This is a genomic window from Psychrobacter sp. 1U2 (assembly GCF_051847575.1).
Genome location: NZ_JBPYDC010000001.1, coordinates 138393 through 160963 on the forward strand (window position 1 = coordinate 138393; position 22571 = coordinate 160963).

General features: G+C 44.5%; 24 protein-coding genes. 14 read left to right on the forward strand and 10 right to left on the reverse strand.

The features are described 5' to 3' along the window. Window positions 1-28: 28 nt before the first annotated feature. From arsH to ACS8FD_RS00535, 3 genes are read right to left on the reverse strand one after another with little or no spacing between them, the layout of a single operon-like run. Window positions 29-787, reverse strand: coding sequence for an arsenical resistance protein ArsH (gene arsH / locus ACS8FD_RS00525; protein WP_439273943.1), 759 nt, complete (start codon window positions 785-787; stop codon window positions 29-31). Then, window positions 771-1181, reverse strand: coding sequence for an arsenate reductase (glutaredoxin) (gene arsC, locus ACS8FD_RS00530; protein ID WP_439273944.1), 411 nt, complete (start codon window positions 1179-1181; stop codon window positions 771-773). The genes arsH and arsC overlap by 17 nt, the downstream gene beginning before the upstream one ends. A gap of 43 nt (window positions 1182-1224) precedes the next feature. Then, the gene (locus ACS8FD_RS00535) at window positions 1225-1587 is read right to left on the reverse strand and encodes an ArsR/SmtB family transcription factor (RefSeq protein WP_439273945.1); all 363 of its coding nucleotides are present in this window, start codon (window positions 1585-1587) and stop codon (window positions 1225-1227) included. A gap of 256 nt (window positions 1588-1843) precedes the next feature. Here ACS8FD_RS00535 and ilvA point away from each other — a divergent pair, with 256 nt between their 5' ends. The 8 genes from ilvA (at window position 1844) to ACS8FD_RS00575 (ending at window position 8532) form a co-directional block, all read left to right on the forward strand. Next, the gene (gene ilvA / locus ACS8FD_RS00540) at window positions 1844-3397 is read left to right on the forward strand and encodes a threonine ammonia-lyase, biosynthetic (RefSeq protein WP_439273946.1); all 1554 of its coding nucleotides are present in this window, start codon (window positions 1844-1846) and stop codon (window positions 3395-3397) included. Window positions 3398-3529: 132 nt separating this feature from the next. Beyond that, window positions 3530-3898, forward strand: coding sequence for an excalibur calcium-binding domain-containing protein (locus ACS8FD_RS00545; RefSeq protein ID WP_439273947.1), 369 nt, complete (start codon window positions 3530-3532; stop codon window positions 3896-3898). Between the two features lie 116 nt (window positions 3899-4014). Next, on the forward strand, window positions 4015-4455 hold the full coding sequence (locus ACS8FD_RS00550) for an RNA-binding S4 domain-containing protein (protein ID WP_025646595.1): 441 nt from the start codon (window positions 4015-4017) through the stop codon (window positions 4453-4455). 295 nt (window positions 4456-4750) lie between these two features. Continuing rightward, the gene (locus tag ACS8FD_RS00555) at window positions 4751-5248 is read left to right on the forward strand and encodes a low molecular weight protein-tyrosine-phosphatase (RefSeq protein WP_439273948.1); all 498 of its coding nucleotides are present in this window, start codon (window positions 4751-4753) and stop codon (window positions 5246-5248) included. 208 nt (window positions 5249-5456) lie between these two features. Further along, window positions 5457-6587 carry a UDP-N-acetylmuramate dehydrogenase gene (murB, locus tag ACS8FD_RS00560; RefSeq protein WP_439273949.1) on the forward strand — a complete coding sequence of 377 codons (1131 nt, stop codon included), beginning with the start codon at window positions 5457-5459 and terminating at the stop codon, window positions 6585-6587. Beyond that, window positions 6577-7347 carry a YdcF family protein gene (locus ACS8FD_RS00565; protein ID WP_439273950.1) on the forward strand — a complete coding sequence of 257 codons (771 nt, stop codon included), beginning with the start codon at window positions 6577-6579 and terminating at the stop codon, window positions 7345-7347. The genes murB and ACS8FD_RS00565 overlap by 11 nt, the downstream gene beginning before the upstream one ends. Window positions 7348-7422: 75 nt before the next feature. Next, entirely contained in the window at window positions 7423-7653 is a 231-nt protein-coding gene (ccoS, locus tag ACS8FD_RS00570; RefSeq protein WP_439273951.1) for a cbb3-type cytochrome oxidase assembly protein CcoS, read from the forward strand. A 75-nt stretch (window positions 7654-7728) separates the two neighbouring features. Further along, on the forward strand, window positions 7729-8532 hold the full coding sequence (locus ACS8FD_RS00575; protein ID WP_439273952.1) for a sulfite exporter TauE/SafE family protein: 804 nt from the start codon (window positions 7729-7731) through the stop codon (window positions 8530-8532). Between the two features lie 117 nt (window positions 8533-8649). Here ACS8FD_RS00575 and ACS8FD_RS00580 read toward each other — a convergent pair whose 3' ends face one another. After that, window positions 8650-9804, reverse strand: coding sequence for a DEAD/DEAH box helicase (locus tag ACS8FD_RS00580; protein ID WP_439273953.1), 1155 nt, complete (start codon window positions 9802-9804; stop codon window positions 8650-8652). Between the two features lie 293 nt (window positions 9805-10097). Beyond that, window positions 10098-10313, reverse strand: a complete 216-nt coding sequence (locus ACS8FD_RS00585) for a cold-shock protein (protein ID WP_025646588.1) — start codon at window positions 10311-10313, stop codon at window positions 10098-10100. A gap of 421 nt (window positions 10314-10734) precedes the next feature. Here ACS8FD_RS00585 and aroQ point away from each other — a divergent pair, with 421 nt between their 5' ends. Continuing rightward, window positions 10735-11229: a type II 3-dehydroquinate dehydratase gene (gene aroQ, locus ACS8FD_RS00590; protein WP_439273954.1), complete on the forward strand. Its 495-nt coding sequence runs from the start codon at window positions 10735-10737 to the stop codon at window positions 11227-11229. Between the two features lie 108 nt (window positions 11230-11337). Continuing rightward, a complete protein-coding gene (locus ACS8FD_RS00595; RefSeq protein ID WP_439273955.1) occupies window positions 11338-12726 on the forward strand; it encodes an ABC1 kinase family protein in 1389 nt (462 codons plus the stop codon). A 41-nt stretch (window positions 12727-12767) separates the two neighbouring features. Here the strand turns inward: ACS8FD_RS00595 and ACS8FD_RS00600 are convergent, their stop codons facing one another. Beyond that, window positions 12768-13598: an ion transporter gene (locus ACS8FD_RS00600; RefSeq protein WP_439241169.1), complete on the reverse strand. Its 831-nt coding sequence runs from the start codon at window positions 13596-13598 to the stop codon at window positions 12768-12770. Between the two features lie 227 nt (window positions 13599-13825). Between ACS8FD_RS00600 and ACS8FD_RS00605 the strand changes: the two genes are divergently transcribed. Next, window positions 13826-14578: a YebC/PmpR family DNA-binding transcriptional regulator gene (locus ACS8FD_RS00605; protein WP_439273956.1), complete on the forward strand. Its 753-nt coding sequence runs from the start codon at window positions 13826-13828 to the stop codon at window positions 14576-14578. 96 nt (window positions 14579-14674) lie between these two features. Here the strand turns inward: ACS8FD_RS00605 and ACS8FD_RS00610 are convergent, their stop codons facing one another. Further along, the gene (locus tag ACS8FD_RS00610; RefSeq protein ID WP_439274044.1) at window positions 14675-15262 is read right to left on the reverse strand and encodes a methylated-DNA--[protein]-cysteine S-methyltransferase; all 588 of its coding nucleotides are present in this window, start codon (window positions 15260-15262) and stop codon (window positions 14675-14677) included. Between the two features lie 62 nt (window positions 15263-15324). Next, on the reverse strand, window positions 15325-16236 hold the full coding sequence (gene ftsY / locus ACS8FD_RS00615) for a signal recognition particle-docking protein FtsY (RefSeq protein WP_439274045.1): 912 nt from the start codon (window positions 16234-16236) through the stop codon (window positions 15325-15327). A 924-nt stretch (window positions 16237-17160) separates the two neighbouring features. On the opposite strand from ftsY, the gene ACS8FD_RS00620 reads away from it, so the two are divergent. The 3 genes from ACS8FD_RS00620 to ACS8FD_RS00630 all read left to right on the forward strand — a co-directional run bounded on the left by ACS8FD_RS00620 (window position 17161) and on the right by ACS8FD_RS00630 (window position 20591). Next, on the forward strand, window positions 17161-17352 hold the full coding sequence (locus tag ACS8FD_RS00620; protein ID WP_439273957.1) for a hypothetical protein: 192 nt from the start codon (window positions 17161-17163) through the stop codon (window positions 17350-17352). Between the two features lie 71 nt (window positions 17353-17423). Next, window positions 17424-18908 carry a M16 family metallopeptidase gene (locus ACS8FD_RS00625; protein ID WP_439273958.1) on the forward strand — a complete coding sequence of 495 codons (1485 nt, stop codon included), beginning with the start codon at window positions 17424-17426 and terminating at the stop codon, window positions 18906-18908. A gap of 75 nt (window positions 18909-18983) precedes the next feature. Continuing rightward, on the forward strand, window positions 18984-20591 hold the full coding sequence (locus ACS8FD_RS00630; protein WP_439273959.1) for a M16 family metallopeptidase: 1608 nt from the start codon (window positions 18984-18986) through the stop codon (window positions 20589-20591). 118 nt (window positions 20592-20709) lie between these two features. Here the strand turns inward: ACS8FD_RS00630 and ACS8FD_RS00635 are convergent, their stop codons facing one another. Together ACS8FD_RS00635 and ACS8FD_RS00640 are read right to left on the reverse strand one after the other, a co-directional pair. Then, a complete protein-coding gene (locus ACS8FD_RS00635) occupies window positions 20710-21264 on the reverse strand; it encodes a hypothetical protein (RefSeq protein WP_439273960.1) in 555 nt (184 codons plus the stop codon). A 224-nt stretch (window positions 21265-21488) separates the two neighbouring features. Beyond that, on the reverse strand, window positions 21489-22418 hold the full coding sequence (locus tag ACS8FD_RS00640; RefSeq protein WP_439273961.1) for a D-Ala-D-Ala carboxypeptidase family metallohydrolase: 930 nt from the start codon (window positions 22416-22418) through the stop codon (window positions 21489-21491). Between the last annotated feature and the right edge of the window lie 153 nt (window positions 22419-22571).

Here is a 22571-nt window from a genome sequence, read left to right on the forward strand (position 1 = left end):
ACAGCGTGTTGATTATAACTAGGAAATATTACAGCGACTTTTGATTGACGCGCTGTGATAGCTCTTCAGCACTTTCCACCCGTTCAGAGTATCTATCGGTCAGATAGGCTGAACGTGCACGAGTCAGCCATGTAAACTTCACCAACTCTTCACAAACATCAACGAGGCGCAGATATAAAGGCGACATATCCATACGATTGTCGTCATTAAATTCTAAAAAGGCTTTCGGGATAGACGATTGATTGGGGATAGTAATCATGCGCATCCAGCGCCCCAAAATGCGCAGCTGATTGACGGTATTAAAGCTTTGACTGCCACCGCTGACTTGCATCACTGCCAAGGTTTTACCTTGAGTTGGGCGTACGCCGCCCAGTGCAAGCGGTATCCAATCGATTTGTGCTTTCATAATGCTGGTGATACTGCCATGACGCTCTGGACTCACCCACAGCATACCCTCTGACCACTGCGCCAGCTCGCGCAGCTCTTGCACCTTCGGATGATCGCTATCAGCGTCATCAGGCAGCGGCAACCCCGATGGATTAAACATCCGCACCTCGCAGCCATACCAACGTAGTAGCCGACTTGCTTCCTCAGCCGCCAACCGTGAAAATGAGCGCTCACGTAATGATCCGTATAGCACCAGTATCTTTGGCGGATGACGTGGGTCAGTTGGCGCAATCAGCGACTCAGTATCGATCGGTTGTAATTGACTGGCATCAATATTAGGCAAGTCATCTAGCTTCAATGAATCCTCTGCGTGAGGCTGATTTTTATTGGCTTTTGTCATGATAAATCGTCTCGCCGTCTTCTTTCATAAAGCTGCTCACTGGATTTTCTAACAATTCAAACACCCGCTCTGATGGTCGGCATAGCGCTGCGCCTTTACCCGTGACCACGATAGGACGGTTAATTAAGATAGGATGCGCCATCATCGCATCAATAATGTCGTCATCAGACAGCGCAGGATTGTCTAAACCCAGCTCATCATTAATGGCTTCTTTACTGCGTAATAGCTCTCTTGGCGAGATGTTCATTTTCGATAGTAGCTCAACCAACTCGGCTCGGCTCGGCGGGTTTTTTAGATAATCCACCACTTCTGGCTGCTCGCCTGATGCCTTTATGATAGCAAGCGTATTACGAGAGGTACCGCAGTTTGGATTATGAAAAATTAATGGTTTCATAGCGATTTCACCTATTTTTTGAATCTAGTTATTAGGGTGTGTTTTACAGACTGTCTTGTTTATCAGATTTGGCAGCCTCACAGCCGCTTAAATTATCTATCAGCGAAGCACATAGCTCTGGATGTCCTGCGCAGCAGTCTTGCAACAAAAACTGCACGACCGCCTCCATATGCGACAGCGACGCACGATAAATGATTTGCCGACTTTGGCGTTTTGACACCACCCACCCTGCTCGTGCCAGCACTGATAAGTGCGCCGACATAGTGTTATGCGGCACAGACAATTGACGGGCTATTTCACCCGCAGGTAAACCTTCAGGCTCTTGGCTGACCAGTAGTTTAAAGGCTTTTAAACGAGTGTCTTGAGACAGTGCAGCAAAGCTTACGATAGCAGTTGTTATTTCCATATGTCTAATAATACAGACATATCAGAATAATTCAATAAGTTTCGTCTATACCCAGTCAGATTATCGCCCTGTGCTATCAGATACCCAAGCAAGCTGACTATCCTTTAACCGCCAAACACTCATTCATACCCAGCTCAGTATGAAACCGCCACAAAACTGCAATTGAGTCTTGCAAGATAAGCAAAATCAGCATAGGCTAATCTATTTCGTTTTTATTGTTATTTATACTTTTTATCTACCATTTCTAGGGATCATTATGCTATCACACTGGGTACGAGCCATCTTGCAAGCCACCGTCTATGACGTTGCTATTCAAACGCCACTAGAAACTGCCCCCAAGCTGACCCAACGTTTTGCTAATGACATTCGCTTTAAGCGTGAAGATCTGCAACCGGTTAAATCCTTTAAATTGCGCGGTGCTTATAATCGCATTAGTCAACTGTCCGATGAGCAAAAAGCACGCGGCGTCATTTGTGCCTCTGCTGGCAACCACGCACAAGGGGTTGCTTATTCTGCACGCAAACTCATGCTCAATAACATTATCGTCATGCCTACTACTACGCCAGACATCAAAGTCGCTGCCGTACGCGCTTTAGGCGGTAATGTCGATTTACATGGAGATAGCTTCGATGAAGCCAACCGCTATGCGATCAATCGCGCTGAGACTGAGGGCCTTACCTTTATCCCCCCTTATGATGATGAGCTGGTGATTGCCGGACAAGGCACCATAGGCCTTGAACTTACGCAGCAGTGGCGCAACATGGACTATGTATTTGTGGCTGTTGGCGGCGGTGGTCTGATCTCAGGAGTTGCCGCGTTTTTGGGAGAGGTCGCACCGCATGTCAAAGTCATCGCTGTAGAAGCGGAACAATCAGCCTGCCTAAAAGCAGCACTTGGGACTGGTGAACGCGTCAAGCTTGAGCAAGTCGGCCTGTTTGTCGATGGTGTGGCAGTGGCCCAAATTGGCGAACTACCTTTTGAGGTAATACGTACGCAAAAAAGCGATCGCTCAGGGCCTATCGTCGAGCCTGAAGTGGTGACTTGTAGCAACGATGAAGTGTGTGCAGCTGTCAAAGATATCTTTGAAGAAAATCGCAGTATCGTTGAGCCAGCCGGTGCTCTGTCGGTTGCTGGGATGAAAAAATACATCAAAGCGCATGATTTGCAAGGCAAAAACTGCGTCGGCATCATCTGCGGCGCCAACATGAACTTTGACCGCTTGCGTTATATCGCTGAGCGTACTGAGATTGGTGAGAAAAAAGAAGCTATCTTTGGCGTGACCATTCCTGAGCAGACTGGCGCTTTCTTAAACTTCTGCCGTAGCCTACATGGACGTAACATCACCGAGTTTAACTACCGCGCCGATAGTCAAAAATCACCAGACTCGATGGAACCTGCATCAATCTTCGTTGGTATCGCCTTAAAAGAAGGAGAAAAAGAGCGACACACCATCAGCAAGCAGCTGGCAGACGATGGTTATACTGCTCACGATTTGACCGACGACGATATCGCCAAATCACACATCCGTCACCTCATCGGTGGTCATGCCCATGTCGAAAACGAGCAGCTTCTAAAAGTAGTATTTCCAGAGCGTCCTGGCGCACTACTGTCCTTTTTAGAAAAGCTTGGCGATGATTTTAATATCACCTTATTCCATTATCGCAATCATGGGGCGGCTGAAGGGCGCGTTTTGGTCGGTTTGCAGGCTTCGACAAGTAACTCGCGCCAACTGCAAGATGCGTTATTAGATATCGGCTATGACTGTACTATGCTTAATGATAATGTCGCTTATCAGCTGTTTTTGAAATAGCTGTCAGAGTCAGTTGTTCAAAATAGCTACACCTAGTTCAAAGTAAGCTAGACGATTACTATATGTTTGGATCATCTAGCTTATATCTTATTCTAAGCCAAAATTTTGTATTGATACATGATGTGAGCCTGCATGAAACCTATCGTTATAATCGTAGCAGCATTATTAATAGCTTTTTTCGCTTATATTTATCTACAGCCAAAAGTCTTTAGCAATGATGCTATTACTTCACCTGATAGCGCTGATAGCATTGATAAATTTACATTTAGTGAAGAAGAGCTTGCAAACATACCGCCAACTTACAATGACTCCGTGCCCGTTTCAATTACTGAACCTGTTGAGTCCACTACGCAAACTCAGGCTTTTGTCTGCGATGGTCGCAAGCACTGTTCGCAAATGACCTCTTGTGCAGAGGCGACTTACTTTAGCAACAACTGCCCTACTACTAAAATGGATGGTAATAACGACGGCGTTCCTTGTGAACAACAGTGGTGTAATTAGGTTTATAACGGTATAAGAAACCGCTAGATTCTCTAACTATTTGCGGCATCACACTCTTTTAATTGTTAAATAAATCACCATTTATATCTTAATATACTGATATCAATGAGGTTTTGATGCGTAAACATAACAAAAACCATAACCGGCCTAGCCATAGCCAACCTGAAGCGGTACGTATGCGTATTGATAAATGGCTATGGGCGGCGCGCTTTTATCGGACACGTACGCTCGCCAAAGAAGCGATTGAGAGCGGACGTGTGCATTATGCTGGTAGCCGAGTCAAAACCAGCAAAGAGATTGCCGTTGGTGATGAGCTACAGATTCGGCAGGGATCCGCGACAGCAATGACTGAAAAAACGGTCATCGTTGAAGCCCTAAGCGCCCAGCGCGGTAACGCCTCTGCTGCGCAAATGCTCTATTCAGAGACGGATGAAAGCACTGAGCGCCGCGCCTATTATGCTGAGCAGCGTAAACTGGCCAATTTAGCGCGTCCTGATAATAAGCCTAATAAAAAGCAGCGCCGAGAGTTGCAGCGGTTTAAAGACAAACAAGACTAAATCAGCTTTTAATAACGTCAGTAACCACTGATACTTTAGCACTACAGCCCTTATTATTACTAGCGTTTATCTCTTCGCTCTTCTTGCCTTTGTCATCATTTATCGTTACGCTAGTGGCTATTTTATAACAGTGTGATTGATCGTTACGTTTTTACTTAAGCACATTGTTGCTCAGTCATAGCACTATTCCATAATTCGTTTTATATTGAAAGTAGACGCCAGCTGCTCTTTTTAGGGGAGCTTGCGCGCTATAGAGTCAATACATAATCAATATGCTGATAAAAAAGGTTATTTTATGCCAATTAAAGCCTCTGCCCCCTCGTCTGTACTCTTGGTTTGTTTGGGTAATATTTGCCGCTCGCCTACCGCTGAAGAGATTTTTCGTCAACAGGCTGCTATAGCTGGTCTAGATATCAAGATAGACTCAGCCGGAACCGGCGATTGGCATATCGGTCACGCTCCTGATACGCGCGCGCAGCGTCATGCCAAACTCAACGGCTATAACATTAGTAAATTAGTGGCTCGGCAAGTGACTGCCGATGATTTTCAGAGTTTTGACTTAATTTTGGCTATGGACACTCAAAATCTAGCGGATTTGCAAGCGATAAAGGACGGGATAGATGAGCCTGAAGAGACCTTAGCAAAACTAGCTTTGTTTAGTGAAGAAGATCCTACTTATGGCGGTGATGATGTGCCTGATCCTTATCAAGGGGAAAGCGAAGCATTCGAGGACGTTATTGAACGTATAGAATCTAGTACGCAAGCCTGGATTGAGAGCTGGAAGACCAATTAAGGTGCTTAGAAATTGACTGAATTTTGCTGCTATTCGTTTTTCGCAGTCATAGTCAAAAACCCAGTGAAAAACTATTCTTAATTGAACTATTTTAGCTCCTTTGGTAAGACTTATCCTCTATAATACCCTGCCCTTAATGGCTTGGTTTTCTGATAAGCTTTTTCAAATTTACTCTTAGATCACTCCCTTTAGTCGCATAGGACTATTTATGGCCTCAGCTTTACCTCATAGCCAAAGCGTTAGTGCAGATGACTTATGCGATTTATATGATTTGGCGCATGATTTATCACATGCTAATACTATGGCGCTAGCTTGCGTAGCGGACAAAGCAGTCGTTATCACTGAAGAAACTCAGCTAGATACGTTTATGATTCATTATCATCAGCAATCTAGTAAGCTACCTTTATTTGTCTTGTCAGGCGGTAGTAACGTCTTGCTCCCCTCACAGCTCAATGCTATCGTGCTGCGTCCCTTTATGCGCGGTATTGAGGTAATCCAACAAACAGCAGAATATGTCGATATTGAAGTGATGGCAGGTGAAAACTGGCATGAGTTAGTGACTTATACGGTCGCTCAGGGCTGGTATGGCTTAGAGAATTTAGCCCTTATTCCAGGCTTAACAGGCGCCGCTCCCGTCCAAAATATCGGTGCCTATGGAGTACAATTAGAAGATTGCTTACAATCGGTGCGAGCTTACCATCTTCCTAGTCAAACTTGGCATGACTTATCCATTAATGACTGTCAATTTGGCTACCGTGATAGTGTGTTTAAACGCGCACCTAATACTTGGCTCATTAGCCGGGTGGGCCTACGTTTGCATACTGATGCGGCGCGAATATCTGTCAATTATGGTGATGTCAAAGCAGTCGCGCAAAGCTTTGCTGAGCAGCAGAACCGAGCTGAGCCTGCGCCTCACGATGTGATGCAGGCCATTATTCATATTCGTCAACAAAAAATACCCGATCCTAAACAGCTTCCCAATTGTGGTAGCTTCTTTCAAAACCCTATCATTGGCAATGAACAATTCGCCGACTTACAAAGCCGCTATCCTAAGATAGTGGGCTACCCGATGCCAGAACAAAAGGTTAAAGTTGCTGCTGGTTGGCTGATTGAGCATGCTGGGCTAAAAGGTGGCGGAATTGCACCTATTATCACTCATCAGCAGCAAGCATTAGTATTGACCAATCAGCAGCCCTACCAAGCGCAGCAAATAGATGTCGCAAAGTCCCAAGATTTCATCAGCAGCCAAGTCTATGATAAGTTCAAGGTGACTTTAACTCGTGAACCTATTTGGGTCAATGCTAACGCTAGTATTGGACAGAGTGCATATGCGGAATAAGCGACCATTATCAAAACGTTTATGGCGTTATTATCTACGTTCCGCTGAGCGTATGGTCAAAGTCTTTCGTATTATTAATATCACCTTTTTAGTAGGTTCTACTACTGTTGTTTTAGTCCTTATTAGCTTATTTACGCCACTGTTTTCGCAAGCTGTCGTCTATGTACTTACGCGCCTGCCTCTCCCCACTACGGCCCCATCGACTATGAGTTCGCCGCCAACCGCTTACGTGGTACTAGGCGGCGGGTTAACTAATGATAATAATAATCAGATTGTTCTTAATGGCTATAGCCTCAATCGGGCGCAAACCGCGGCTACGGCTTATCATGATCTACCCTTACCTATTGTGCTTAGCGGCGCTGAGGCTCCTTGGCTTGGTCAATGGCTGCTTGAGCACGGCATCGATGGTTTGATTAGTGAAAACGCCAGTATGAATACTTGCGAAAACGCACGTTTTACCGCTAAACGTGTGCCTTTGCATCACGTATATTTGATTACTGATCGTTATCACATGCCGCGTGCGCGTAGGCAGTTTGCTCTAAATGGTATTAATAGTACTGCTTTGAGCGCCCCGTTGCCGGTTAAGCGTGATTGGATGGAACCGGCGCAAAATTTAACCCATTCAAGGCGCGCGGTCTATGAGATTGCAGCCTACTTACGCGATATTATTCGCCCGCAAACTAATTGCCGTGACGCTAAAGAGATGAGCAATGAGGAGCTATTGACTCCTAGAGGTGAGGCAGTAAAAACTTTTAATTAGGCACTCACCTGATTAAGCCTTATTAAGCGTATAATAACAGCTGATAAATGTCTTTTAGAGTTATCCCAGAGGTTTATGATGCTCAGTATCTTTTTGTTGATTCCCTTAAGTTTAATGCTATTTGTTGTGGCCATTTGGGCGGTGCGTTATGCGGTAAAATCCAATCAATTCGAGGATTTAGATAACGCCTCTCAGCGTATTATCCTAGAGGATCGTCAAGAGCGTCGTCAGGTGATTCAAACCCATGAAGAAGTTACGAAAAAACCGTCTGATGTCGATAACACTAATAATAACAAAGATGATTAGCACCCTAATTTCTAATTTTTATTTACCCTCAGATTCAAGATTAATAGTGCTCTTGTTTGGTAGGAGAGGTTCTTTATGACCACAGCTTTACTTATTGCGGCATTATTTATGGGTTTTTTTGGTTCTCCGCACTGTTTAGGCATGTGTGGAGGTTTGGTCGCCGCTTTTAGTCTATCGATGAAGGATGTCAGTCCCGCCAAACGCCGCGCCCTAATTGCTACTTATCATTTTGGACGCTTGACCAGTTATGCCGTATTAGGTTTAGTCGCCGGACTGATTGGTACCACAGTACTGGCTCCTTTGATGATAGGCAATAGCATGCCGCGTATTCTATTAGGGCTGGTTTTGGTGTTTGTTGGTGCGACCATGCTTGGACTGCCATTTTTGACTAAGCTTGAGCGCGTCGGCATGCGCTTTTGGCAATTCTTAAGTCCAATACGCCAAAAAGTATTTCCACTCAATACTTATCCGCGCGCCTTAGCAGCGGGTCTATTATGGGGTTATTTGCCTTGTGGCCTGGTCTACGGTGCCCTACTGATCGCTGTCGTCGCTCATGATCCTCTTAGCGGTGCCGCTTTAATGTTCGTATTTGGCTTAGGCACTATACCGATGTTGGTCGCGACGCACAAAACGGTGAGCTGGCTACGTGGTCAAATCGGCCGTTTGCGTTTACGCCAATTCAATGGCGCTATTATGGTGCTGTCAGGCTTAGCCGTTGTCTTTGTTCCTATGGTGATGGCCAGTATGCATGGTGGCGGACACGGCGATGCTCATAGCAACCCGCAAATGTCCCATTCTAGTCCTAGTTCGATGACATCCAACCTTAGCAATAGTCATCAAAATATGAGTGATAATGAGCATAATATGGATAGCCATTAAGCATTAAGTAATGAGACTTAATACTTGTTAAATATCTAAAAAAACCTTCTACAAAATAATTCTTGTAGAAGGTTTTTGTTTAGGCTTTAGAGTAAGAGCGCAAAGTTTGCCCTATTACTACTCCTGCCACTGCTCAAGACTAAACTTAGTATCCAAATGCTTCTCTAAGGCGGGCAAATTAAAAGCATCGTCTTCGCTCACGAAGCTGATACTAATTCCCGTTTGTCCGGCGCGTCCGGTACGACCAATACGGTGCACATAATCATCTGGCTGATCGGGCAAAGTATAATTGACCACATGACTGATATCGTCGACATGGATACCGCGCCCTGCAACATCAGTCGCTACCAAAATCGAAGCATGGCCGTCTTTAAAACGCTGCAAATACTTCTCACGTTTTTGTTGGATGACATCACCCGACAGCATGACGACTTTATGGGATTGGCGCAGCTTATGATAGAGACGCTTCACCTGATCTTTACGATTAGCAAAAACAATCACTTTATCAACGCTATTATCTGCAATAATACGCTGCAAAGCGGCCAGCTTTTGCTCTTCAGTCAATAGATAAAAATGCTGCTCGACCAGCTCGCTAGTTTTGTGCTCAGGCTCAATCTCTACAAACTGCGGCTCATGCAACCAGCGATAGGCTAGATTCATCACGTCTTGATTGAAAGTCGCTGAAAACAGTAGACTTTGACGATCGCTATTAGCAGGCATCCGGCCGACTAGTCGCTTGATATCAGGGATAAAGCCCATATCGAGCATGCGATCGGCTTCATCTAACACTAACACCTCTACCCGATCCAAATAGACCATACCTTTAAGCATCAGATCAATCAGTCGTCCGGGAGTAGCAATTAATATATCGATATGCTTACGCTCAAGCTCATGCTGCTGAGTATCATAGCTCGTACCGCCCATAATACAAACACTATGCAAGTCAGTGTATTTGGTCAGCTCCACACAATCATCAAATATCTGCTGCGCAAGCTCCCGCGTCGGTGCCATGACCACCGCCCGCGGCTCCCCCAGATAACGCTCCTCATCATCGCCAAAAGGTCGATTAAGTAGCGCTTCCATAATAGTAATCAAAAACGTCGCCGTCTTGCCAGTACCCGTTTGTGCCTGACCAATAGCGTCTTGATGCGCTAAAGTATGAGGCAATATTTGCGCTTGAATAGCGGTAAGCTGGGTGAAGCCCAAATCTTTGATCGCGCGTAAGGTCGGCGCTGATAATGGTAAGTCTCTAAATGTCGTGAAATTACTCAAAAAATTATCCTTATAGGTGAAGCGTCTTTCTATCAAAACGCCTACAGCCAATGCTAGTCAGCACCAACACTACGATTACTTGGAGAGTAATGATAGCGTTTGCTAGTGTTAATGCAAAGCAAAAGCGAATATCCTAGCTATAAAACACAAAAAAGCCAAACCTAGTGGCTCATCTTTACCTGTATATGTATACGATAATACATACAATATAGGCTAGATAAGACAGGTTTGACTCGATAGTATAGCGTAGTTGATACAAATATTATGACAAAATGCCATAACGTCTGCCCCGACTACTCTTCTAGTTTTCTAACTTCTTCAGCTTGTAGGCCTTTTTCGCCTTCAACTACACTGAACTCTACTTTTTCACCATCTTTTAAGGAGCGGTAACCATCGCCTTGAATCGCGCGGAAATGGACAAAGATGTCCTCGCCGCCATCACGTTGAATGAAACCAAACCCTTTTGAGTCATTAAACCACTTAACGATACCTTGCTCACGAGCTGACATAATAAAACTTCCTAAACAGTGCGCTTAGCCCCAAATTCCTTTGCAACATTGCATATAAACGGGTACTAAGATAATAATATTAGAATTACAGATCCATTAGTTTGTATCAGATAGCTATAAAGATACGCAGTAATGGTAGGCAGGCGACGAAAATTATTATTGAACTCACCAGTAATAAATTTGTAACCTATGTTGCTTGAAAATATCATAGCACGGGTTTTTAGTAACTTAAAGACTTTTAGCATGATTTTTGCCGGCTAAAGACTTTTTGGATAAATTTTTAGTAATAATCACCTAAACTGTTATTATAATTGGCTACTAGCAAGTCAGATCTTAGTAGCTACTGTTTTTCATCTTGTATTATTTACTCTCTATATTCTTTACTTATTACCATTGTCTATTTTAATTTACCGAGGCCATTATGAATGCATCTACTCATAACCATAAACTACTAGTAGTGAATGGCGTCAATCTAAACTTATTAGGCAAACGCGAGCCTGAGATATATGGCCATATCACTTTGGCTGATATCGAGTCTAGGCTAAAGACACAAGCGGCGAAACATCATATTGAGCTGATTTGTATTCAGTCCAATCACGAAGGACAACTCGTCGATGAGATCCAGCACTATGGTTTATTAGCGGATATAGCAGCGCAAGTCGATGCTATCATTATCAACCCCGGCGCATTTACTCATACTTCAGTGGCGCTTCGCGATGCCCTACTCGCCACCAAAAAACCTTTTATAGAAGTGCATTTATCCAATGTCCATAGCCGTGAGCCGTTTCGTCAGCACTCCTATCTGAGCGATATCGCAACTGGCGTCATCTGTGGCCTTGGACATTTAGGCTATCAGATGGCTTTAGAGTACTGGTTGGCACATCTATACAAGGCAAACTTAGAGGATTCAGTATAAATATTCAAGCCTGAACCTTTATGACTAATACAACTAGGATCGCTTGATTAAAACAAAAATGCCTTAATAAAAAGGTAATGACTCAATACTCGATAGATGGTGATATGAATGGCAAAAACGTCCGGAAAACGCTTTATGAAGCTTGCAGGTATGACCGCGAGCATTGCAGGCAAAGCCGCTAAAAACTCCCTAAAGCATCTCTCCAGCGACGAAGAAAAGCGTTTACAGGCACGCTCAGAGTTGATGCAAGATGTCGGTATTCAAATCGCTGATACACTAGGCGAGATGAAAGGTGCGGTGATGAAGGTGGGTCAAATTGCCTCACAATACAAAGACGTCTTTCCTCCGGAGGTTGCAGCGGCACTGGAGAAGCTACAAAAAGATGCACCGCCTATGCCCTACTCGCAGATACGCTCGCAAGTAGAGCGCGAGCTAAAAGCGCCTATTGATGAGCTATTTATTGAGTTTGCAGAGACACCTTTTGCTGCTGCCTCTATCGGTCAAGTACACAAAGCGACTTTGGCTTCCGGTCAAAACGTAGTGGTCAAAGTACAATACCCGAACGTTGATGAGAACTGCGATAGCGACCTAAAACAGGTGCGTATGGCGCTAAAAATCGCCGGCGTGCTCAATATGAGTCGCGAGCTGCAAAATCAGCTATTCGATGAGATTCGTAAGAGCTTATATGATGAGCTTGATTATATTAAAGAAGCGAGCAACCTAAGAGTGTTTGGCGCATTTCATGCTAGCGATACCGGACTTATCATTCCCAAAGTGATCGGTAGTCATTCCTCAAAGCGTATTTTGACTTTGACTGAAGAGATGGGTGAGAGCTTAGCGGTGGCTGCTACTTGGGATAACGCCGTTAAGCAAAAAATCGCTGAGCGCTTATTTCATTTTAGTGCCGGGCAGCTTTTTAGCTTGTACCGAATGCACTGCGATCCGCATCCAGGTAATTTTGCATTTCGCCCAGATGGCAGCGTCATTGCTTACGATTTTGGCGGTATTCGTAGTTATAGCGATAATGAAGTTCAGCTGTTTCGCCGCTTTGCTCAGCATGCCGTGCGCAGCGATGTGACCGCGCTTGAACAGGACCTTATTGCGCTAGGCATACGCCGTAACGATGATACTGATATTCCAGGAGAGTTTTATAAACAGTGGCTAGCTATCGGTCTTAAACCTTTATCTATTACCCCTTATCACGAAGGCGATTTTGACTTTGCTAACAGTCAAGTCCATCACGAAGCGATCACGCAAATGCGGACTTCTTTGAAGTATTTTAGCCAGTTTCAGCCCTCAGCGACGACGATGATGCTCGATCGTACGGTGTCGGGACAGTACTGGAATTTGGTGAATCTTGGGGTGGAGATTGATTTGTCGCCTTTGGTTGATGAATATCTAGAAGCTGCTAAACCAGAAGCCTCAGCGGCGAATCTAGCCAAAGTAGAGCCAGAACCGACAAAATCGCCGCAGCTTACTGAGACTCAAGACCAGTAAACTTTGGCAATAAATCTGGTGTCAATCACTCCGATAGTAGATTAGACATGTAGCGCGTGACCACAACGATCACAGTATTCAGCTCCTACTGCATGGCCGAATTTACCACAGTTCGGACAAGTAATGGGGTTTAGCTGGGGACGCATGTTACGCGCCAGCTCCGCGGTAAAAATACCTGTAGGTACGGCAATAATCGCATAACCGGTGATCATCACCATAGATGCAATCGCCTGCCCGATTGGCGTTTTCGGTGACATATCGCCATAACCGGTAGTCGTTACCGTCACTACCGCCCAGTAGATCGAGAGTGGAATACTGGTAAAGCCATTTTCTGGGCCTTCGACCACGTATACCACAGAGCCAAATATGGTCACAAGCAGTACTAAAGATAAAAAGAAGACGGTAATCTTTTGCTGACTGGTCTTCAATGCTGAGGCCAGAAAGCCCGCTTGCTGCATATAAGCTTTGAGCTTTAGCACCCGAAATACGCGTAAGATCCGCAAGATACGGATCACTAACAGATACTGCACGCCCACAAACAGTAAGCTTAAATAGCTTGGGAGTACTGACAGTAAATCAACGATACCAAAAAAGCTAAAGACGTATCGAAAGCGGTTAGGCGCTGAAAATAAACGCAGCAAATACTCAATGGTAAATAAAATAGTAAAAAACCATTCAGCATAAAAAAATAAGGTGCCATATTGCAAACGCATATAAAGCACGCTATCTAGCATCACCACGGCTACACTGGTCAAAATAGCAATCAGTAACACGATATCAAAAAGCTTACCCAAACGCGTATCTGTGCCCTCGATGATGACGTGAATACGATTACGCATATGAGTGATAGCTTCAGCGGTTGGTTGCTTCATAGAATTTAGGGCTTAAGTAGGAAAGGGATTCTGATAAATAGACTCATTGCCAAAGGGGAGTTTTGTCAAAATAGCCATAAGTGGTTTATAATATCGCTCATTCACTAAGGCTAATTTGCGTACCAACCCACAGTCAGGTTGTCACAGTGTAGCAAAAAATAGCTTTTAACAATATACAAATCGCACACTTAGACATCAGCCGTTTAGGTAAACTTTAAGGATGTAACATGGCAGGTCATTCAAAATGGTCCAACATCAAGCACAAAAAAGCCCGTCAAGATGCAGTAAAAGGTAAAATCTTTACTAAAGTCATCCGTGAGATTGTTTCAGCTGCTAAGCAAGGGGACGCCGATCCTGATAAAAACCCACGCTTGCGAGCTGCTGTCGAAAAAGCGCTTTCTGTCAATATGACCCGCGACACTATCAATCGTGCTGTCGATCGCGGCACCGGCGGCGGTGACAATGAAAACATGGAAGAAGTTAGCTATGAGGGCTACGGTGTCGGCGGCGTAGCGGTACTCGTAGAAACGATGACTGACAACCTTAACCGCACGGTCAGCGAAGTTCGTCATGCTTTTACTAAATTTGATGGCAATTTGGGAACGAGCGGTTCCGTCGCTTATCTTTTTACTAAGCGCGGCGAGATTCGCTTCGATGATGTTAGTCTCGAAGATGAAGTGCTGCTAGCTGCGCTTGATGCTGGCGCGCTCGATGTCGAAAATGATGGCGAGTCATTACTAGTTATTACAGAATGGGAAAGTTTCGGTCAAGTTAAAGACGCGCTTAACAAAGCAGGCTTAGTTTCTGACAGTGCTGAGGTGACTATGGCACCTTCTACTAGTGCTGAGATTGACAATGTTGATGACGCCGAAAAAGTGATGAAAATGATCGATATGTTAGAGGATATCGACGATGTGCAAGAGGTTTATAGCAATGTGCATATCTCAGATAACGTTATGGCGCAGCTGGAAACAGAATAACTAAGCTTGGTTAGACTCCAATACTTATTCCAGTACTTATAAAGGCTAAACGTGTACAACGTTTAGCCTTTATTTTTATATAAACTAACCACAATTTTACATCTTACATTTTACGCCTTCGAGTGCTAGCAGATACTCTTTTTTATCAATGCCACCCGTATAACCGCCAAGCCTACCATCGCTAGCAATCACTCGATGACAAGGAATAACGAGGCTAAAAGGGTTTTTGCCGTTAGCATTGGCGGCCGCTCGAAAAGCTTTGGGGTTACCGATGCGGCGAGCTAAAGTAGCATAGCTTATGGTTTCGCCATGCTTAATCTCTTGCAGCGCTCGCCAGACCTGCTGTTGAAACTCAGTCCCTAGTGATAAATCGAGTGGCAAGTCAAAGACTGTTCTTTCTTCTAACGCATACTCATTGATTTGTTTAATGGTCTTAATCAACAGTGCTTGTGCAGGATCGTCTATGCTTAGGCTATTTTTTTCAATAAACTTAAAGTCACTATCTGCCAGTTGATAGTGTTTTTTGAGCTTAGTAAATGATTTTGAGTCCGTCCACCACTGATCCTGCGACAGCCAACTGACTTGCACCAGCCTAGGCTCGTCTTTGTCAGCTGAGCTGATATCACTTTCAGTGACCATCAAAACGAGCATATAGGTTTGTAGCTTTGTCGTGGTCACTAGCATCATTATTCCTTATTCTCACAAACCAATATTTAGACGTTAAGCACCAGCACCAACATCAGCTCCTACTCTTTATCATCAGTCTCAAATAAAGCCGCGACAAACTGTTTAGGGCTAAAGGCGCGCAAGTCATCAATAGACTCGCCAACGCCAATATAGCGAATAGGCACCTCAGTGGTCTCAGCAATATTGAAGACCACGCCACCTTTGGCAGTACCGTCAAGCTTAGTAACTGTAATGCCGGTCAGCGGTACTACTTTATTAAATAGCTCGACTTGATTGATAGCGTTTTGACCAGTACCGGCATCGAGTACGATCATGCCTTCGTGCGGCGCCGTTTCATCTGCTTTACGCATGACTCTTACGACTTTTTCAAGCTCACTCATCAAATGGGTTTTATTTTGCAAGCGCCCAGCGGTATCGGCAATCAGTACATCGATGTTTTTTGCCTTAGCCGATTGCATCGCATCAAAGATAACCGAGGCACTATCAGAGCCATGACCTTGCGCCACAACGGGAATGTGATTGCGCTCACCCCAAATTTGTAGCTGTTCAGTCGCTGCTGCCCGGAACGTATCGCCAGCAGCGAGCATCACTGACTTGCCCTCGCCTTGCAGACGTTTGGCAAGCTTACCTATAGTCGTGGTTTTACCGACCCCATTGACCCCGACGACCAAGATCACGAAGGGCTTTTTGCTGGTATCAATCACCAGCGGTGCGACTTTCGGCGTTAAAATATCGACCAGCTCGCTTTGTAGGGCTTTATAGAGAGAATGCGCGTAAATCAAATCGCCACGAGCGGTCTGCTCAGTTAAGCTTTTGATAATACGGTTAGTGGCGTTTACCCCAATATCCGCAACGAGCAACTGATCTTCTACTTCCTCTAGCAGCTCATCGTCAATCTCTTTACCACCGATAAGAATACTGACCATACCCTCAGCTAGATTCTTACGCGACTTGCTTAGACCCGACTTCATTCGGTTGAACCAACTGCCTTTTTGACGACCTTTGGGCTCAGTAGACTCTTTAGTTTGTAGATCGTCTTGCAATATAGACTCTGCGGTTGTCTCTGCATGAGTACTCTCTTTGCTAGCGTTTGTCGCCTCCCCCAACTGCGCTTGCAAGGGCATTTTTGGCACTTCAATCTTAGAGGTCTTATGATGAGATGAGACATTATTAGCTACTTTGTCACTAGAAGCGCTATTTGTGTCATTATCAGTATTAGCATCATAATCATTAGCCGCTACGTCCACGGACTGGTTTGGCGATTCGCTATCCGCATCAGGCGACAAAATGGGTGAGCCTAACGCTATATTACCCACCTTAGTAGCATTGTCGGCTTTATCTGAAGCGCTTTCAACAGCCTCATCGATAGGCTCATTAGGAGTCGTGTTCGCACTCTGCCCCTCATCAACGATAGCCACCGATTGCACCGGCAAACTGGGTAAGGTAATATCATCGTCATCTAAATTATTTAGATCACCATCTAAATTAATAACCACGCGATTGGGATTGTCAGCATTATTCATAAGTTTGCCCTAAAATTGATCAAAGTATTATTTAATTTTTAACAAATTGCATTTTTATAAGAAGCGTTATAGTTAGCAGCATCTAAACGTCAGATGGATTTACCTTAGTTTAGCATAATTCGGCGATGGCTCATTAATGGTAGTTGTCTAAGCTGATAAAAAACAGACCGACTTTATGCAGTCTAATAAGATGCCATAGCAAATATGATGATAGTGGTAATCTCATTCAATAAAGGGCTATGCAAGCTTAGCTTAAGGTTTAGACACAAAACTATGACCTCAGTTTAAATAAGATTGGCCTATCCTTAGCCATTGGTTTATTTAGTGCCTTTATGATCAAGTATGATCAGGCTTTTATTATTAGGAACGCTCATGTCATCTACTCTATCAACTCAAAAACGCAATAAAAAACTTCAGCCGAAAACTACTGCTTCTAAGACAATCGTGACTAGTAGTTTAGCCATAGTTATCGCAGTGTCCGCTTTGGCGACTAGTGGTTGTAACACTACGCAGGGTTTTAAGCCTACCGCTAGCGTGATGGTTGGTGGTCATAAATCTATCTGATTAAGCCGTTTAAGCCGTACTTTTATCTTAATATTTGAGCCTATTTATCGTTTTTATACTTTGAGAATACTATGCTTGCTAAGCGTCACCACTTTTCATCCAAACCGTCTCGTTTATTATGGCGCACTGCTTGCGTACTAAGCTTATCAGCCACGCTTGCCGCTTGCCAGACCACAACAACTGCCCCTTCAGCAGCGCAAACTGCTACCCCACCAGTCATAGATAGCGAGGTGGCTAATAGCGCCTCTGATCTGCAAATGGATCTCTCAGGCCGTCATGAGTATCTATTAGATAATGGCCTCAAAGTCATTATTAAAGAAGACCATCGCGCTCCTGTCGCCATGACCCAGATTTGGTACCGCGTCGGCTCGGCAGATGAGCCAGTGAATAAAGGCGGTATCTCGCATTTACTTGAGCATATGATGTTCAAAGGCACCGCTGACGTTTCAAGCGATGACTATGAGCGCCTAATCGCTAAGTTTGGTGGCTCGAATAATGCTTTTACTAGCTACGATTATACTGGCTACTACGAGCTCTTTCCGGCCAATCGTTTGCCGCTAGCATTAGAGCTTGAAGCTGACCGTATGACTAACTTACTGTTCGATGAAGAAGCCTTTGCCAAAGAGCATCAAGTGGTCATGGAGGAGCGCCGCCAACGCACCGATGATAATCCGCTAGCCAAAGCTTATGAGTCGTTTCGTCTACTGGCCTTACCTGATAGCCCGAAAGGCGAGTCGGTGATTGGTCCTATGGATGAGCTCGAATCTATCAAGCTTGGCGAGCTCAAAGACTGGTACCAAGCTTGGTATGCTCCTAATAATGCCACGTTAGTCATCGTAGGAGATGTACAGCCCGAAGCGGTATTGTCACAAGTCAAACGCTACTTTGGCAAGCTTAAGCCAAGCCAGCTGCCTGAGCGTCCGGCGGTGCGACAACGAGGCTTTCGTGGCTATCAACAAGTCGACTCAGTACAAGCGGTAAAAGTGCCAGTGTTATTAATGGGCTATAACGTGCCTAGTCTGCTAACCGTTGATTCAGGTAATCAAAACCAAGCTTACGCCTTGTCCTTAGCGCAAGATGTGCTAGATGGTGGCCTCTCTGCCAGGCTTGAGAGCCGATTAATACGTGAGCGTAACTTGCTCACTAGCGTCGGTACTTCTTATGATTTGTTTGATCGCGGCGATGGTCTGTTTCTTATTCAGGCGACCCCGCGCGAAGGCGTCAGCTTAGAGGAAGCTCAGCAAGCGATCACCAATGAGATCGATAAGCTAATGCGCGATCCTATCGAGGCTGATGAGATTGCACGGGCAAAGACTAATACCGTAACGGGTCTCGTCTACGCACAAGACAGTATGGCAGGGCAAGCGCGTATGATTGGCTCGCTACAAACGATTGGTCTTGACGATAGGCTACTTGCCACCCTACCCGCTAAGCTCGATGAGGTTTCTGTAGCTGATATTAAGGCCGCTAGTCAAAAGTATCTCGTCAAAGATAATTTAACTGTTATGCATATCGTGCCACCTTTAGATAATACTGACGATACTGATAAGAAATAACTGACTATTGATGTCCAATGACTGAAATCAAATCACTAAAAAAAACAAGCAGATAACTCTATCAAGAAGCCCATTATGATCAATAAAACCGTTCGCTTTACTACTACTACTAATAATAAGTCGTCGAGCCCAGTGATAAATAAAAAGTCGAATACTACTAAAGCAGCTAATAAGGCGACTAACTCATCACGCTCTTTTTTACTTAGCATCGGTATCGCTTTGGGTTTGACTACTATCTGTGCTCCTGCTTTCTCTGAAGTAAATAGCGAGGGTTATCCAGGCGCAGAATATCGAGCGCCTAGCGCTGTTGATAACAGCGTGCCTATTGCCGCTTTGTCAAAGCTAAGCAGCTTAGATAATGTCGATCCGCTAAAAGTATCCGTTCCTGATATTGAACACTTCAAGACTAGCGCTGGCGTTCCAGTCTCCTTCGTCCGTACCACCGCCTTGCCTATCGTTGATATCGATTTGCGCTTCAATGCAGGTAGCGCCCGCGATGGCAATATTCGTGAGCAAGGTTTTGGTATCGCTAACATGACCGCTACTATGCTCACGCAAGGCACCAAAACAAGGGACGAAAATAACTTCACTCGCGCGGTTGAGACTTTAGGTATCACTTTAAATAGTAGCGCTTATAAGGATATGTTTATCGTCTCGCTCAGAAGTTTGTCTGATGATGAGCATTTACTACCCGCCATTGACTTAATGACCCAGATTCTCACTCAGCCTACTTTTGATGAGCAAATATTGGCACGCAATAAAGCCAGACTTCTAGTCGGTCTACAGCAACAAAAACAAGACCCAGGTAGCCTTGCCAGCCTCGCTTTTAATAAAGCTCTATATGGCACGCACCCCTACGCCCACCCCTCCTCTGGTACGCTTGAGACCGTACCGACTATCAGCCAAAAAGACTTGCAAGATTTTCAGGAGCGCTATTTAGTCGCGAATAATGCTTCTCTTGCGATGACTGGTAATTTGACGTTAGCTCAAGCAAAACGGCTGGCAAATGATATTACTAATAATTTACCGAAAGGCAAAATGGCGGCGAGCTTACCAGAGCCTAAGCCTCTAACGCAGTCGCAAAATATTCATATTGACTTCCCTAGTACGCAAACGACCGTATTGATGGGACAACTAGGTACTAAGCGTGCCACTGATCCTATTGCCCAACAGCAGCAAACCAACTTTGCCGTGGGTAATGAGGTCCTAGCAGGCGGGGATTTCAATGCTAGGCTAATGACTGAGATTCGCCAAAACTTAGGCTACACTTATGGCATCTCAGGTTCAATGAATCCGATGCTCGCTCGCGGTCCCTATCAAATTGGCTTTTCAACTCGCAATGATAAGGCTCGCGCGGCCATCGATGCCAGTTTAGGCGTTATTGACAACACGTTAGAGGAAGGTATTACTAAGGATGAGATGCTTCTCACGACCGATAATCTAAAAAACAGCTTTCCTATGAGCTTTGCCAGTAATGCAGGAATCAACGGCTTGCTTGGTATGATGAATTTTTATAACTTGCCAGACAGCTATCTGAGTAACTATATAAGCCGCATCAATAGCGTCAAGCTAGCAGAAGTTAACGAGACTTTACGCGATACGCTTGAGACCGATAAGTTTTTGATTGTGACTGTAGGGGCGGATGACCCTTGGCAGGATAAAGGCGATAGCGTTAAAGAATAAGGCGTGATAAAAAAGATAGACAAATAATAATCAGTAAACCACCGCTAGCAAGCCTCATGGTTATTGATAGCTCTTACGGTTAGTTTTATGACTACTCATTTTTTACTAAAAAGACAGCTTACTCTTTGATTGCTATCGTTACATCATAACTGAAATGCTCAGGCTTATAGCCTGCGCCATTATAGGCTAGGCGTATCACGTGCTTATCATAAGACTTCACTTCATAGTCACCATTGGCGAAATTATAAGTTTTTGGGGTGATTAATAACGCTTCAATTTTATTATTGTTGAGACTAACCGCTATATTCTCGCCGACTTTAGGGTATAAGAAGTAATCACAGCTGTTATTTATCATAATTTCAGCCTTGCGTTCGATTACGGTATTATCTATCTCTTTTTGCACGAGCTTTGGACATAGATGCGATTGCTGAGAAGCAACGCGGGCATACGAGTTGACAATTTTATCTTCAATATCAGATTGGACTTGCTCACTTGGTGCCACTTGTTCATCTGCTATAGGCACTTGGTGGTTGTCAGGAGTGCAAGCAGCAATGAAGAGTAGTCCTGCACTAATTGCCAGAGCCAGAGATATCAAGCGTTTCTTGGCTAGCCCTACCCGATTACTTTGAGCCGAAAAGCGATTCGCTGCTCGAGGTGTTTTTTTATCTGACACTGTTATACCCTTTGCGTTTTTAGCCTCTTTAAGCGCTTTAACCTTAAGACAAAATATTTTATTGCTAGCTTTGCCGTTTTGACAATACTGATCATTGATAACAGAAGGAAAAACTCATTATCTCTGCTAGGTAAGCTAAACATTAGAACATACTATAGGTTTTTATTAAGCGTTATTAAATGACTAATAGGTCCAAAAAGCAAACAATTATTTAGAATAGAGCGCTAGTAGCGACAAGACGAGCTACTACTGGCATTATTAAACCCCCATTTGCGATAGCCTTGCGAATCTAAATGCACCGCTCCTGTCGAATACAAGCCTAAGCCAAAGTCCATAGCTTGCCCTTGATATTGCCAGAACTGGCATAAGCTATCTTGCATACGGCTAAGCTGCCATAAGTCCCCATCATATTCAGGCACCCAGATATCGATCGCGCCCGCAGTCATATGCTTACTGTTAGTAGCGCCGCCTGCACAGGCGTTGAGGTTAGGGCTGCGGTAGACAGAACGAATCTCGGTACTGGCTGGCAGCACGCCTTGATTTTTTAGCTGACTATATAAACGTAGCGTTGGTACCATATTTGACCAAAGCTCTTGCGGCGGCAGCTGAAAAGGCTCATAGCCACAGCGATCCCAGCTGCGAGCAGTAGTCAGCAACTGATCCATCGGCGGCACGTTTTGCGTCCCCAACTGTGAGCTTAGATAACGCTGATAGTTAGCGACTTGCTGCGCGCGATAGCGATTACTATTTGACCAAGTATTAAAGTCTGTAGCGCTATCACCATAGTAGCTGCCGTTGTTACTACTCGGGCGACTGTACTGAGTATTATAAGGCGTGTTGTAAGAGGTGTTATAACGCGGTGAGCGACTGGGCGTGATAACCCGCTGACTCTCCTCGATAGACAGCTTAGCATCGAAGTTGTACTGCCGGTTTTTTTGGGCAATAAGCCCTTGCATACTATCGCCCCTAATGACATTTGTATTTGCAGGGGAAATATAAACCTGACTATTAGTAGTATTACTGCCTTGACGCACTTGAATACGGCGCTCGCTACTGTCATTTAAAATAGCGGCATTCGCATAAACACTAGTCATACAAGCCAGCGTTATCAGCGATAATTTACTGAGAGCTGCAATATTTTTTTTGTTCATCATATGCAATCATTACCACTAAATATTTATCAAATTTATTAGGACACAGTGCCTGTCGCTATACTATCAAGCCAATATAGATAGCAAGCGTTAGCAAAGAGTATTGAGTCTATTGCTGTAGTATAGTTTATGGATACTATCAAATTTTGAGTAAGC